Source organism: Flavobacteriaceae bacterium HL-DH10, from assembly GCA_031826515.1.
Classification (GTDB): Bacteria; Bacteroidota; Bacteroidia; order Flavobacteriales; family Flavobacteriaceae; genus Thalassobellus; species Thalassobellus suaedae.
Genome location: CP134536.1, coordinates 651,741 through 666,690 on the forward strand (window position 1 = coordinate 651,741; position 14,950 = coordinate 666,690).

The 14,950-nt window shown below is 31.0% G+C and carries 14 protein-coding genes; 10 read left to right on the top strand and 4 right to left on the bottom strand.

All coding sequences use genetic code 11. The annotated features are described in order from the left end of the window. The first annotated feature begins 57 nt into the window (after positions 1-57). Positions 58-1,680 (top strand): ABC transporter substrate-binding protein, encoded by a 1,623-nt coding sequence (locus RHP49_02850; protein ID WNH13200.1) that lies wholly within the window; start codon positions 58-60, stop codon positions 1,678-1,680. A 97-nt stretch (positions 1,681-1,777) separates the two neighbouring features. Here the strand turns inward: RHP49_02850 and RHP49_02855 are convergent, their stop codons facing one another. After that, complete coding sequence (locus RHP49_02855; GenBank protein WNH13201.1) at positions 1,778-2,953, bottom strand: GlmU family protein; 1,176 nt, start codon at positions 2,951-2,953, stop codon at positions 1,778-1,780. 147 nt (positions 2,954-3,100) lie between these two features. Continuing rightward, a complete protein-coding gene (locus RHP49_02860; GenBank protein WNH13202.1) occupies positions 3,101-3,352 on the bottom strand; it encodes a type B 50S ribosomal protein L31 in 252 nt (83 codons plus the stop codon). A 158-nt stretch (positions 3,353-3,510) separates the two neighbouring features. Between RHP49_02860 and RHP49_02865 the strand changes: the two genes are divergently transcribed. The 7 genes from RHP49_02865 to RHP49_02895 all read left to right on the top strand — a co-directional run bounded on the left by RHP49_02865 (position 3,511) and on the right by RHP49_02895 (position 10,543). Continuing rightward, positions 3,511-4,044, top strand: coding sequence for a DUF4199 domain-containing protein (locus RHP49_02865; GenBank protein ID WNH13203.1), 534 nt, complete (start codon positions 3,511-3,513; stop codon positions 4,042-4,044). A 36-nt stretch (positions 4,045-4,080) separates the two neighbouring features. Further along, positions 4,081-5,031: a glycosyltransferase family 2 protein gene (locus tag RHP49_02870; protein WNH13204.1), complete on the top strand. Its 951-nt coding sequence runs from the start codon at positions 4,081-4,083 to the stop codon at positions 5,029-5,031. Between the two features lie 98 nt (positions 5,032-5,129). Continuing rightward, entirely contained in the window at positions 5,130-6,860 is a 1,731-nt protein-coding gene (locus RHP49_02875) for a phospho-sugar mutase (GenBank protein ID WNH13205.1), read from the top strand. Next, positions 6,860-8,704 carry an ABC transporter ATP-binding protein gene (locus tag RHP49_02880; protein WNH13206.1) on the top strand — a complete coding sequence of 615 codons (1,845 nt, stop codon included), beginning with the start codon at positions 6,860-6,862 and terminating at the stop codon, positions 8,702-8,704. Before RHP49_02875 ends, RHP49_02880 begins: the two co-directional genes overlap by 1 nt. Before the next feature lie 294 nt (positions 8,705-8,998). Continuing rightward, positions 8,999-9,541: an RNA polymerase sigma factor gene (locus RHP49_02885; GenBank protein WNH13207.1), complete on the top strand. Its 543-nt coding sequence runs from the start codon at positions 8,999-9,001 to the stop codon at positions 9,539-9,541. 33 nt (positions 9,542-9,574) lie between these two features. Beyond that, a complete protein-coding gene (locus tag RHP49_02890) occupies positions 9,575-10,075 on the top strand; it encodes a hypothetical protein (GenBank protein WNH13208.1) in 501 nt (166 codons plus the stop codon). Between the two features lie 18 nt (positions 10,076-10,093). Further along, positions 10,094-10,543, top strand: coding sequence for a hypothetical protein (locus RHP49_02895; GenBank protein WNH13209.1), 450 nt, complete (start codon positions 10,094-10,096; stop codon positions 10,541-10,543). Between the two features lie 27 nt (positions 10,544-10,570). Here the strand turns inward: RHP49_02895 and RHP49_02900 are convergent, their stop codons facing one another. Beyond that, the gene (locus RHP49_02900; protein ID WNH13210.1) at positions 10,571-11,614 is read right to left on the bottom strand and encodes an oxidoreductase; all 1,044 of its coding nucleotides are present in this window, start codon (positions 11,612-11,614) and stop codon (positions 10,571-10,573) included. A gap of 104 nt (positions 11,615-11,718) precedes the next feature. On the opposite strand from RHP49_02900, the gene RHP49_02905 reads away from it, so the two are divergent. Further along, positions 11,719-12,933, top strand: a complete 1,215-nt coding sequence (locus RHP49_02905) for an RsmB/NOP family class I SAM-dependent RNA methyltransferase (protein ID WNH13211.1) — start codon at positions 11,719-11,721, stop codon at positions 12,931-12,933. A gap of 270 nt (positions 12,934-13,203) precedes the next feature. Beyond that, entirely contained in the window at positions 13,204-13,947 is a 744-nt protein-coding gene (locus RHP49_02910) for a DUF6090 family protein (protein ID WNH13212.1), read from the top strand. A 243-nt stretch (positions 13,948-14,190) separates the two neighbouring features. On the opposite strand, the gene RHP49_02915 is transcribed toward RHP49_02910, so the two are convergent. Beyond that, complete coding sequence (locus tag RHP49_02915) at positions 14,191-14,916, bottom strand: hypothetical protein (GenBank protein WNH13213.1); 726 nt, start codon at positions 14,914-14,916, stop codon at positions 14,191-14,193. Positions 14,917-14,950 lie beyond the last annotated feature (34 nt).

Below are 14,950 nucleotides of genomic sequence, written 5' to 3' on the forward strand. Positions count from 1 at the left end.
ATAATTAGAAATAGACAATAAAACCTTTATTTTTGAAACACCTAAACACACATTAATGTGACAGAAAATCATAATATTCATTTAAAAGCATTAAAAATCCTTAGTGTTTTTATTATTTTCTTAAATGTTTCTTGTACTGATAAAGAGTCAAAAGAAATAGATACACTTGTTTTTCGTTATAACGAATACGCCAATATAAACACATTAGACCCTGCCTTTTCTAGAACACTACAAGACAATTCAGTTTGCAATCAAATATTTAATGGCTTAGTACAGTTAGATAGTGCTTTAAATATTTTACCCTGCATCTCTAAAAACTGGACGATTTCCGATGATGGAAAAACCTATCAGTTTTCATTGAGAAACGATGTTTATTTTCATAAACACCCTTTATTTGGAAAAGATTCTACAAGAACCGTTGTGGCAGACGATTTTGAATTCAGTTTGAATCGTTTAAGACATGAAAAGTTGGCAGCTCCAGGTAGTTGGGTCTTAAATAAAGTAGAAGATTTTAAAGCAATAAACGACACCCTTTTTCAAATAACTCTAAAACAACCTTTTCCTGCTTTTATAGGGTTACTTACCATGAAATATTGCTCGGTGGTTCCAAAAGAAATTGTTGCACATTATGGGACTGAATTTAGATCGCAACCCATTGGCACGGGCCCTTTTAAATTTAAACGTTGGGAAGAAAACATAAAACTTGTTTTCAGAAGAAATGAACACTATTTTGAAAACGATAAAAACGGAAAACAATTACCCTATTTAGAAGCTGTTGCCATTACATTTTTACCAGATAAGCAAAGTGAATTTTTACAATTTATACAAGGTAATCTTGATTTTTTAAACAGCCTAGACGCCTCATATAAAGATGAATTATTAACAGCAGATGGAAGACTTCGCGATTCATACTCTAAAACTGTTAATATGATTCGGGGACCTTATTTAAATACTGAATATTTAGGTTTTTATCTAGATTCTGAAACACCCGAAATACAATCTGAACTCATAAGAAAAGCCATTAACTATGGTTTTGATAGAAAAAAAATGATGATTTATTTACGAAATGGTATTGGCAATCCCGCCAATGGTGGTTTTATACCTATTGGTCTTGCAGGTTATGATAAATCTATTGGATATACTTACCAACCTGAAAAAGCAAAACAACTCGTTAATCAATTTAAAAAAGAAAGCGGAATTAACAATCCAGAAATCAATTTAACAACAACAAGCAACTACTTAAGTTTTTGTGAATTTATACAACGAGAACTTGAAAAAACCGGACTTACTATTCATGTTGATGTGATGCCAGAAGCCACTTTAAGAAGTGCTCGATCTAACGGAAAAGTAGATATGTTTAGAAGTTCTTGGATTGCTGATTATTTAGATGCCGAAAATTATCTATCGATATTTTATAGTAAAAATTTCGCCCCAAATGGATCTAATTATTTCCACTATAAAAGTGATGAAGTCGACAGTTTATACAATAAAGCATTTACCATTACTAATATTGAAAAACGAAAAATTTTATACACAAAAATAGATTCTTTAGCCATGGACAAAGCAATCATGGTGCCTTTATATTATGATGAAGTGGTTCGTTTTACTAGAAAAAATGTAAAAGGCTTAGGAATAAACCCGATTAATATGTTGGATTTGAAACGGGTTAAAAAAAATTAATTCAATTTAAAAAAATAAACGTCATCGCAACCTTTCTCTTATTTACGCTTTAACGAAAAAGAAAATACACACCTAATCACCAACACATTAAACCAAACTATTCACGTCTATATTTCTTTGTTTCTTCAAAAACGTGTTCTAAAATATCTTTATCTTGTTGGGTAAATTCAACCTGACGTCTAGACATAACGACTTCTGCTACTTCAAAAGATTTTTTAGTTAAATAGGTTGTAAAACCGCTATTTCCGCCCCAACTAAAACTTGGTACAAAATTTCTTGGAAAACCACTTCCAAAAATATTAGCACTAACCCCCACAACAGTCCCCGTATTAAACATGGTATTTATTCCACATTTACTGTGATCGCCCATCATGAGTCCACAAAACTGTAATCCTGTTTTTGCAAAGCCTTCAGTTTGATAATCCCAAAGCCTAACCTCGGCATAATTATTTTTCAAGTTAGAATTATTGGTATCTGCACCTAAATTACACCATTCACCTAAAACGGAATTTCCCAAGAAACCATCATGACCTTTATTTGAATTGGCGAAAATAACGGTATTATTAATCTCTCCACCAACTTTACTGTGAGGGCCAATTGTAGTAGGTCCATAAATTTTAGCCCCTAATTTCACAACAGCACCTTCACACAAAGCTAAAGGTCCTCGAATAAGAGCACCTTCCATTATTAATGTGTTTTTCCCTATATATATAGGACCATTAGACGCGTTAAGTGTTGTAAATTCTAACGAAGCCCCTTCTTCTATAAAAATATTTTCTGGGGCAATTATGTTGTTGCTTTCTGGGATTGGTTGAGAAATCTCATCCTCAGTAATTAAATCAAAATCTTCTTGAATTGCCTTTCCATTTTTAGAAAAAATATCCCAAGTATTTTCAATCTTAATAATATCACTGGAAAACTCTATAGCATCAAATGTATCAAAATCAATATCCTCTTGTGATTCTTTTGCGAAGAAAGCTATAATATCTTCTCCTTTAAAAACAACTTGATTTTCTTTTAAATCTTTTACAATACTAACTAATTCAGAATTTGGTAAATATGATGCATTGATCATAACATTCTCTTCCATTTCTACCATAGGATATTTGTCAGACAAATAATCTTCGGTAACCGTCGTGGTGGTAGCACCTAAAAAAGTTTCCCACTTTTCCCTAATAGTTAATATCCCCACTCTAATATCTGCAACAGGTCTAGTATATGTAAAAGGCAATAAGTTATTGCGAAATGGTCCGTCAAAAAGGATATAATTCATACAAAAATTAAAAGTTAAAAGTTAAAAGTTAAAAGTTTTCCAAACCTTAACTAATTAACTTTAGTTTAATCAAAAATAGTTTAATTGTATAAAACAAAAAAGCCTTTCATTACTGAAAGGCTTTTAAAATATTTTATAGCGCAAAACTTATTTTTTGAACTTCGCGTATTTATTTTTGAATTTATCAATACGACCAGCAGTATCTATTAATTTAGATTTACCAGTATAAAAAGGATGAGATGTTCTTGAAATCTCCATTTTTATTAATGGATACTCAACACCATCAACCTCTAGAGTTTCATTTGTATTCGCAGTAGACTTTGTTAAAAACACATCTTCATTAGACATATCTTTGAATGCTACTATTCTATAATTTTCTGGGTGTATACCTTTTCTCATCGCTAAATGCTTTAATTCTTTTCAATTTTGGAAGTGCAAATTTAACTAATTTTTATAAATCTACAACACTTTTTAATATTTTTTATTTTCATTACAAATGTAACGTTTTATTATCTTTGGTTACTAACTAGTCAACTAACAATATTATCAAAAACATTATGGAAAAATCTTTAAAAACTATCGCAATTAATTATGGCTTATATTTAGGCATTGGTTTGTCTTTATATACACTTATTGGATATGCTATAAATCTAGGATTATTAGTGAATTATTGGGCTATGCTTTTAATATTGCCATTAGCTATTGTAATTTTTGGAATTGTTGCTACCGCAAAAATCAAAGCCCAATTTAATGGTTTTCTTTCTTTTAAAGAAGCCTTTTCTTCATTTTTCATAACTGTTTCTATTGGAATAATTATTAGCACATTTGTTTCAATTATCCTTTTTAATTTTATTGACCCTGATGCTGCAATAGAAATAAAAAACATTTTAATTAACAATACTGAAGATTTAATGAGAAGTATGAATGCTCCTGTAGAAGCTATTGCTGAAAGTGTTAATAAAATTGAAAGTCAAGACACCTTTGCTTTAGGTACTCAGCTCAAATCTTTAGCTCAAAGTATCATCTTTTTTGCGATTATAGGATTGTTAGTTGCCGCAGCTATGAAAAAAAGTAACCCAAACGCAGAATAAATTCAGTATTTTTGAATATTATTTGAAAATATATAGATGAATATATCTGTAGTTATACCACTACTTAACGAACAAGACTCTTTAACCGAATTACACGATTGGATTGTTAAAGTCATGCAATCCAATCATTTTTCTTATGAAATCATTTTTATTGATGATGGCAGTACTGATGATTCTTGGAATATTATAAAACAATTATCAGTAAAAAACGAAAACACTAAAGGTATTCGGTTTTTAAAAAACTTCGGAAAATCACAAGCCTTACATGCGGGTTTTGAAAAAGCTAAAGGAGATGTCGTTATTACTATGGATGCCGACTTACAGGACAATCCAGATGAAATTCCAGAACTATATTATATGATTGTAAATGATGGTTTCGATTTGGTTTCTGGCTGGAAAAAGAAACGTTACGATTCTGTTATTTCAAAAAACCTACCTTCAAAATTATTCAATTGGGCTGCTAGAAAAACGTCTGGTGTTAAATTAAATGATTTTAATTGTGGACTAAAAGCTTATAAAATTGATGTTGTTAAACAGATTGATGTTAATGGCGAAATGCACCGATACATCCCCGTACTCTCTAAAAATGCTGGTTTTACAAAAATTGGAGAGAAAGTAGTTCAACACCAAGCAAGAAAATATGGCGAAACCAAATTTGGAATGGATCGTTTTATTCACGGTTTTTTAGACCTCATTACCATATGGTTTCTATCGCGTTTTGGTAAACGTCCCATGCACTTATTTGGAGCTTTAGGTTTTATTATGTTTGCAATAGGATTTGGTTTTGCAACCTATCTAGGTGTCGATAAATTATTTTTAAATCCTTCTGGACGACTTATAACACAACGCCCTCAATTCTATATATCACTAGTTACCATGATTATTGGTACACAATTTTTCGTAGCTGGATTTTTAGGCGAAATTATATTACGTACCAAACAAGACAAAAAACGATATTTGGTTAAAGATGAATTAAATTTAAATTAACAGCTAAAAAAACAGCTTGATATTCGTTAATACGAAAACTATTTTTTAAATTATTCTCTGACAATTGCTTACTTTTGAAGCATATTTTTTAAGACATTATGATACACATTGAACCAAAAATTTTAGACAGAATTAACAGCTGGTTAACGCCAACATTTGATGAAGACACGCAAGCTTTTATAAAAAGTAGTATTGCTAATGACCCTGAAGATATTCAAGAAAGTTTTTATAAAGACTTAGAATTCGGAACTGGTGGTATGCGTGGCATTATGGGTGTAGGCACCAACCGTATCAATAAATATACCCTTGGAAAAAGTACGCAAGGCTTAAGTGATTATTTACACAAACAATTTCCTAACGAAACTCCCAAAGCTGTTATTGCTTACGATTGTAGACATAATAGTAAAACATTAGCAAAAGTGGTTGCCGATGTGTTTTCAGCAAATGGGATTGAAGTGTATTTGTTTGAAGATTTACGTGCAACTCCAGAATTATCATTCGCAGTAAAACATTTAAACTGCCACTGTGGTATTGTTTTAACAGCATCTCATAATCCACCAGAATATAATGGTTACAAAGTTTATTGGCAAGATGGTGGACAACTAGTCCCTCCGCATGATAGTGCTGTTATTAATATGATTAATGCTTTAGATTATGCCGATATTAAATTTGAAGCCAATAATAGTCTAATAAAATATATAGGAGAAGATGTTGATAATATTTTTATTGATGCCTCTGTTAAAAACGGATGTGTAGGAGCTACTGATGCTGCAAAAGACGATTTAACAATTGTGTTTACATCGCTTCACGGTACATCTATTACAGCAGTTCCTGAAACCTTAAAACGTGCAGGCTATAAAAATGTGCATATTGTAAAAGAACAAGAAGTTCCAAACGGAGATTTTCCAACAGTTAAATCGCCAAACCCAGAAGAACCTGCAGCTTTAAAAATGGCTTTAGAATTAGCTGAAAAAGTGAATGCTGATATTGTTATTGGAACCGATCCTGATTGTGATAGATTAGGTGTAGCGGTTCGTAATGCAGATAATGAATTACAGCTCTTAAACGGAAATCAAACCATGCTCATGATGACTGATTTCTTATTAAAACAATGGAAAGCAGAAAACAAAATTAAAGGCAAAGAGTTTATTGCTTCAACGATAGTATCTACACCAATGCTTAGCAAATTAGCTGAGGCTTACAACGTAGAAAGTAAAATAGTTTTAACAGGGTTTAAATGGATTGCTAAACTAATTCATGATTTCCCAGAGCTGGACTTTGTTGGTGGTGGTGAAGAAAGTTTTGGTTTCATGGTAGGCGATTTTGTGCGCGATAAAGATGCCGTGACCTCTACCCTTTTAGCTTGCGAAATTGCTGCGATAACAAAATCTCAAGGCAGTTCATTTTTCAACGAACTTTTAAACTTATATACTGAACACGGTTTTTACAAAGAAAAATTAATTTCCTTAACTAAAAAAGGTATTGAAGGCGCAGAAGAAATTAAACAAATGATGGTTGATGCCAGAGAAACGCCTTTAAAAGAGATTAATGGCTCTAAAGTGGTTAAGTTTGAAGATTACGACTTATCAATCTCTAAAAATATGTTAACTGGTGAAGAAAGCACTATTGATATTCCAAAATCTAACGTATTAATTTATTATACTGAAGATGGAAGTCAAATTGCTTTAAGACCAAGTGGAACAGAACCAAAAATAAAATTCTACGTAAGCGTCAATACAAAATTAGATGCTGTTGAAAATTTCAAGCAAACAGAAACTCTACTAGACACTAAAGCAGAGGATATTTTAAAAGACATGAAACTCATTTAATGAATCATTTTTATAACATACTTAAGTATGCGAAACCATACAAAAGGTTTGCAATAGGACACATTATTTCTAATGTGTTTTTTGCTTTATTTGGCACCTTATCTTTTGTGGCTTTAAAACCCATGCTGGATGTTATTTTTAAGAAAGAAAAAATTGCACCATCAATTAAACCCGTATTTTCATCGAATATAGAATTTTCAAAACTCGGGGATTTTGCTGAAGATTATTTAGCATATCAAATGAATCAGTTTACTGGTGGCGATAATTCTAAAGCACTTATACTCGTTGTCGGACTTATTATTGTGATGTTCTTATTAAAAAACATTTCAGGTTATTTAGCTAATTATTTTTTAGTGTTTTTAAGAAATGGTGTTATTAGAGACCTTAGAAACAAAGTATATAAACAAACTGTAGAACTTCCGCTTTCTTATTTTTCTGAAAAACGAAAAGGAGATATTTTATCGCGTGTTACTAGTGATGTTTTAGATTTACAATATTCATTTTTATCTGTTTTAGAACTTATTGTTAGAGAACCACTAACTATTATTTTTACTATAACGGCAATGCTTATAATAAGTGTAAAACTAACCTTATTTGTATTTGTTTTTATTCCTATAATGGGTTTTATTATATCAAAAATTGGTAAAAGTTTAAAACGAAAATCCGATCGTGTTCAAAAAGAACAAGGGACTTTTTTGTCTACTTTAGAGGAAACCCTAACGGGCTTAAGAATTATAAAAGGATTTAATGCTGAAGAGAATTTTAATGGTAAATTCCAAGAATCTACCATGCGTTTTTATCATTTTTCTAACAAACTATTAAATCGACAGAACTTAGCATCACCAACCAGCGAATTTCTAGGTATTTGTATGATTGCTGTAATATTATGGTATGGTGGTAATCTGGTACTAACTGCAGACCCTAATCTAGCTCTAGACAGTAGTAGTTTTATAATATACATGGGATTGGCTTATAACATTTTAACACCTGCTAAAGCGATTTCTCGTGGTCTTTACAACATTAAAAAAGGAGGTGCAGCTGCAGAACGGATTCAAGAAATTATCGATACACCAAATCCTTTAAAGGACATAGACAATGCCATTGTAAAAAATAGTTTTGATTCTGAAATTGAATTCAAAAACATTTCTTTTAAATATCAAGATGAGTATGTTTTAAAAGATTTCTCTTTAAAAATTCCAAAAGGAAAAACTGTTGCTCTGGTAGGACAATCTGGAAGTGGAAAATCTACCATCGCTAATCTTATAACACGTTTTTACGATGTAAACAAAGGCAATATTTTAATTGATGGTATTGATATTCGAGATTTAACAACAAGCTCTTTAAGAAGTCAACTTGGTATTGTAACCCAAGATGCTATCCTTTTTAATGATAGCATCAAAAACAACCTGAAATTAGGAAAAGAGAATGCTACCGATGAAGACGTTATTGACGCTCTAAAAATTGCTAATGCCTGGGAATTTGTAAAAGATTTACCAAAAGGTATTGAAACAAATATTGGAGACTCTGGAAACAAACTTTCTGGCGGACAAAAACAACGCCTTAGTATTGCGCGTGCTGTTCTTAAAAGCCCTCCTATTATGGTTTTAGATGAAGCAACCTCTGCTTTAGATACTGAAAGCGAACGCTTAGTACAAGTAGCATTAGAAAATATGATGAAGAACAGAACTTCTATTGTTATAGCACATAGACTTTCTACCATTCAAAATGCCGATGAAATTGTAGTCCTAAATAAAGGAGAAATTGTAGAACAAGGAAAGCATAATGAGCTAATTGATAAAAAAGGTGTTTATCAAAAATTAGTAGATATGCAAAGCTTCGAATAAACAATTACAAAAGGTATAAAATATAAAAAAGGATAGAGATTTGGGTTTCTATCCTTTTTTTTGTTCTTGTTAGACTTGGGGACGACTAACAACATAAGTAGGTTTCTGATACAAATATATATTAAATAAACATTTCTGACAAGAAAAAATGCGTTTAATCGAATTTTAAATACACTTAATCGATCTTTTATATTTCAAGTAACTGAATAACAACTACTTAGGTTTTTATATGTTTTAAAAATAATTAAGGTTAAACTTTTAGTATATTTAGTAGTCTAAAACGAAACTACTTTTGTGACTGACGAAGTACAATTAATAGAACAACTTAAATCAGAAAGCCAAAGAGAACAAGCCTTTCGTGTATTAATAACACTTTACAAAGAACGCTTGTATTGGCACATCCGTAATATTGTAAAGTCGCATGACGATACAGATGATGTGCTTCAAAATACATTTATAAAAATTTATAAAAATATTCATAACTTTAAAGGAGATAGCAAACTCTTTTCATGGATGTATCGCATTGCAACTAACGAGTCTATAACATTCATAAATAAAAACGCAAAACGATTACAAACAACTAATGAAGAAGTACAACAATTAGCCATAAACAATTTAACTTCCGATGTATATTTTGAAGGCAGTGAAATTCAATTAAAATTGCAAAAAGCGATAGCAACACTACCGGAAAAACAACAATTGGTTTTTAATATGAAATATTTTGAAGATATAAAATATAAAGATATGGCAGATATTTTAGAAACAAGCGAAGGTGCTCTAAAAGCATCCTACCATATCGCCGTAAAAAAAATAGAAATCTATTTAACTAAAGATTAAACCTTTAACAAAAAAAATAGTCTTATTAATAAGATGCAAAAAAAGAACATAAATAATATTAACGAAACTGGATTTAAAGTACCTAAAGATTACTTTAATACTCTTGAAGATTCTATTTTAAGTGAAATAAAACTTAAAGAACTATCTAGTGTTTCTGGTTTTAAAACACCCAAAGATTATTTTGAAACTTTGGAAGACCGTATTATTGAAAAAACCTCAAATAAAAAAACACCAAAAGTAATATCGATATTTAATAAAAGAAACCTCGTTTACATATCCAGTGTTGCTGCAGCTGTGTTATTACTTTTTAATTTATCAATTTTTAAAAACACCACTACTTGGGCGTCATTAGATACTGAAACGGTTGAAGATTACATGATGAGCGAAGATGTTTTAGACTCTTACGAAATAGCATCATTACTAACAACCGAGGAGCTCAATAATGCTGATTTTATAGAAATTGATTTTAATGAAAACAATATTGAAACCTACTTAATAAATCATCTAGACGTTGAAGATTTATATTTTGAATAAAACAAAAATTATAAACAAATGAAAAAATTTATACTCCCATTATTTGTGCTGTTACTATCATTAAGCACATTTGCCCAAAAAGGCAGAGATAAAATAAAAGCACTTAAAGTGTCTTTTATTACAGAAAGACTAGAATTAACTGAACAGGAAGCACAACAATTTTGGCCTATTTATAATGCTTATGATGATGTAACAATAAAAATCAAATTTTCTGATATTAGAAAAATTAGGCATGAAATAAAACAGGATATCGCTACCATGTCTAATGAAAGAGCTACTGAACTTTTAAATCAATTATCTGATTTAGAAAAAAAATTACACGATGAAGATACTAAGCTTATTAGCAAGCTCAAAAAAATAATATCTCCTAAAAAAATAATATTGCTAAAAATATCTGAAGAAGATTTTAAAAAGAAACTGTTTGAACATTTTAAACAAATGCGACAAAACCGTAAAAAACCAGAATAATAAAAGAGGAGCTATTTAGCTCCTCTTTTATTCTCTAAAAGTAAGTTTTGAAATCCTTTCTGCTCCAGAAGCATACGCCACAGAATCGTTTAAAAATCGAATACTATAAAAACGTTCATCGCTAATGTGCTTCCATAACTCACCAGAATCCATACTAAAATCGATACCGTTAAAACCAACAGCAACCAACTCATTCCCTTTTCTATTCGGAATATATTGCACACAACTTTTATAATTTGGAATTTGATTTTCAGCCACTAAAATCCAAGTTTTTCCACCATCTGTTGTTTTTATTTTATTAGTAGCATTTACATCTGGATTTGTATAATCGCCTCCAATAGCAAAACCGTTTTGTTCATCATAAAAATCAATGGAATAAATACCTTCGGTGGCTTTGTCTTGCACTATAGGTGTGTTTACAACGTCCCAAGACACCCCTTTATCTTCAGAAAAATACACATTGCCACTTGTAGTAGCTATCCATGTTTTATTTCCTAGTACTTTAATATTGGTATTACTTGCAGCAAAAGCACCTTCATCTGTCTCGGCTTTTGGCAAGTTCTCACATGGTAGTTTTTGCCATGTTTGCCCACTATCTCTTGTTATAATAATTGATAAACAGCCATTCGTACTATCGCCTACCGCAATACCTTCGTTATCATTCCAAAAAGTTATAGCATCATAAAAAACACCTGCCCCAGCTTCTTTATAAACCAGTTCCATTTTTCCTGTATCTCCAGTTTTGAATAATAAAGCGGGATTTTCAATACTTAGCATAAAAAAATCAGTACTTGTATGCGCAATCGCCCTAAAATGTAAGTTTAACGTATCATACTTTTGAACTGAGGTCTGCCACAATTTTGTCTTCGGATTATACAAGCCGAAAGCACCATTATTAGCTGCAAAAGCCAAACTCTTATCATTCAATATATCAATAGCTCGAATACTTAATAAGGAATCTTGTAAAATGGTTTCTACCGTAACAGACTTAATATTTCTAGAAATAAATTGATTTTCCTTTTTACAAGAAAAGAAAACTGTAATTAATAACAATAGCATAATGCGCTTCATAAATTTCAAATTTTTATAAAAATAGATAAGTCAAATGAATAAACAGATAAACGATTTAACAAATCAACATTTTAAACGTAACTTTGCAGCCTTATTTACACACGATGCGATTACACAGAAATTTATGCTTTGCAGTTATTGATGGTTTAACATTAATATTTAACGAAGGAAAGTATGCCGATAAAGTTATTCAACAACTCCTAAAACGTGATAAACGTTGGGGCGCTCGCGACCGCGGTTTTGTTGCCGAAACTACGTATGATATGGTACGTTGGAAACGTTTATATGCTGAAATTGCTGAAGTAAAAGAACCGTTTGACAGAGATAACCTGTGGCGTATGTTTGCTGTTTGGGCTACGCTGAAAGGTATTAAATTACCAGATTGGAAATATTTTGAAGGTACACCGTTACGTAAAATAAAAGGGCGTTTTGATGAACTTTCAAAAACCAGAAGATTTAAAGAATCTATTCCAGATTGGATGGATGAACTGGGTAGAAAAGAATTAGGCGATGCTATTTGGAGTAAAGAAATTGCAGCACTAAACGAACAAGCTGATGTTATTTTAAGAGTAAATACCCTTAAAACCACTAAAGAAAAACTACAAACAGAATTATTCGATTTAGATATTGAAACCGATTTTATAGATAACTACCCAAATGCGTTAAAATTAAGAGAACGTGCTAATGTATTTTCTACTGAAGCTTTTAAAAATGGCCATTTTGAAGTACAAGATGCTTCATCACAATTAGTAGCCGAATTTTTAAATGTAAAACCAGGTATGCGCGTGGTTGATGCTTGTGCAGGTGCTGGCGGAAAAACATTGCATATAGCATCCTTAATGGAAAACAAAGGTCAAATTATTGCTATGGATATTTATGGCAATAAATTGAACGAATTAAAACGTCGTGCGAAACGCAACGGGGCTCATAATATAGAACCACGTGTTATCGAATCGACTAAAGTGATTAAAAAACTTTACGATAAAGCCGATCGTGTTTTAATTGATGCACCATGTTCTGGATTGGGTGTGTTACGTAGAAATCCGGATGCTAAATGGAAACTACAACCAGACTTTATTGAAAAAATAAAAAAAACACAACAAGAGATTTTGCAACAGTATTCTAAAATGGTTAAAGCTGGCGGACAGCTGGTGTATGCGACCTGTTCGGTGTTACCTTCTGAAAACCAAGACCAAGTTGAAACCTTTTTAAAATCGGAAGCAGGTGAAAATTTCACACTTGTAAAAGATAAAAAAGTACTGTCACATAAATCTGGTTTTGATGGATTTTATATGGCGTTGTTAGAGCGTAAAGCTTAACACTAGTTTTAACACAATACCTTTACATATTGAAAAACCGAAGTCTATGGGCTTCGGTTTTTTTAGTTTTATTAATTCATGAACAAGAGTATTAAAACAAACTTCCATATATAATCGTCAGTTTTATTACATAAATTCGTAAGAAAATTTAATTATATTTACAGGATAGCAGTAGCAAAACACTTACTATATCCTGACTTATTTACGAAATATAAGCAATAAAAGTAATTATATAACGAGTTGTGCTTCATTATAACCAACAGCTAACCAATGATAAAATTCTTTAGAAAAATAAGACAGAAAATGTTGACTGAAAACAAATTCAGTAAATATCTTCTTTATGCCATTGGTGAAATAGTCCTTGTTGTTATTGGAATATTAATTGCACTTCAAATTAATAACTGGAATGAAAAGCAAAAATTAGCCGAAAAGACACAAGAATATTATGGACAATTATTAGACGACTTGAAAAGTGATATTAAATTTTCTAAACACTACCTTGAAGAGTCTAGCATTTATCTAAATGAATATAATATATATACAAAAGCATATAACAAAGAGGTATTAAACCCAATTCAATTTTATGAACAGATTTCCAAACTCGATCTGGAAACCCCACCTTTGACATTTAATACAAATACTATAGAATCACTTCAGAGCACTGGTGATATTGGATTAATTCCTTCTAATATAAGAAATAGATTAATCGACCTAAAACGTTTACAAACCCTCAGTATAAAACGTTTTGAAGATACAGATGACGGAAAGAGTGAAATCACTCAAAATTTAAGTCGTTTGTTAGGATCAACAACGTTACCAAAAAGACTAGAAAATCAACCAAAAATGAAGGAATTCTTAAATATAGATGAAAATTTAAGAATGTTGATTTTAGTTTATGAAGGAATACACCGCTGGAAATATTTATCACTTAAAGAAACCAAAGGGAGATTAGAAGAAATGCAAAAGGAAATAAATTCAATTATAGAATTAATTAATAAGAAATTAAAGAAATAACGAAAGCACAACAATAGCCATAAGTAATTGCTTGTTCTCGCCTACTTCTGAAAATCCTTACGGATTTTCAGTTTGGTGTGTACTTACAAGGTTAAGTGCTAACACACGCAACTATTTTTTTACGAGACCGTTGTGCATAATTTGAAAAAACTCACAATAATTATAATAAATAATCAGAATTATTTATTATATAAAAAAGGCATTACAACAGTAATGCCCTTTATATTTATTAGATAATATGAATTAATTATTTTTTTTAAGCAAAACTTTTGACAGCTGTTCTTTCTTTTCTTTCATTTTTTCTTTAGCCCCTTGAATTGCTTCCTCTAAATTATTTATTCTCTTTTCGGCTTTTTTGATACGTTCTTCCCTTTCTTTGATCTCTTCTTCAGTAATTGACTTATCTTCTTTAGCCTTTTTGATACGCTCTTTTGCTTGCAGAATCTTGGTTTTACCTTTTCTTACAACCTCATCGTTTCTTTCTAGTCTTTCTTCATATATCTTAACTTTTGCTTTCGCTTCTGCAGCACGAGCTAGACCAAAATCCCTACCCTTTAGCTCACCTTTACTTTTACCGTAAGCATTACCTTTGCTATTATTCTTTTTTGCATTTTCTTCCTGTTTGAGTATAGATTTTGCTTCTTTCTCTAATTCTTCATCATGAAGATCTTCCTTCAATACATTAATGTCTTCTTTAACATCACCTCTTAATTCCTTCATCTTTTCTCGAACAGCCTCGCGTTCATCATCAGTTGAAGCTTTTTTCAAGCGATCACGCAAAGTTTTCATTTCTTCTCTTTTATCCTCTCTTACATTCTTGATATCCTCCTTTATCTCTTTCTCTATAGACTGCTTCTTTTGTTCGACTTTTTCTTTAGCTACTTTAGATTCTCCTTGTGCGTGTATTTCTTGTTGTCCAACTAAAATAATAAAAACTGTAGCTAAAATGATATATTTTAAATGTTTCATTTGTTTAAATTTTGTATTAATAATTATGATAATA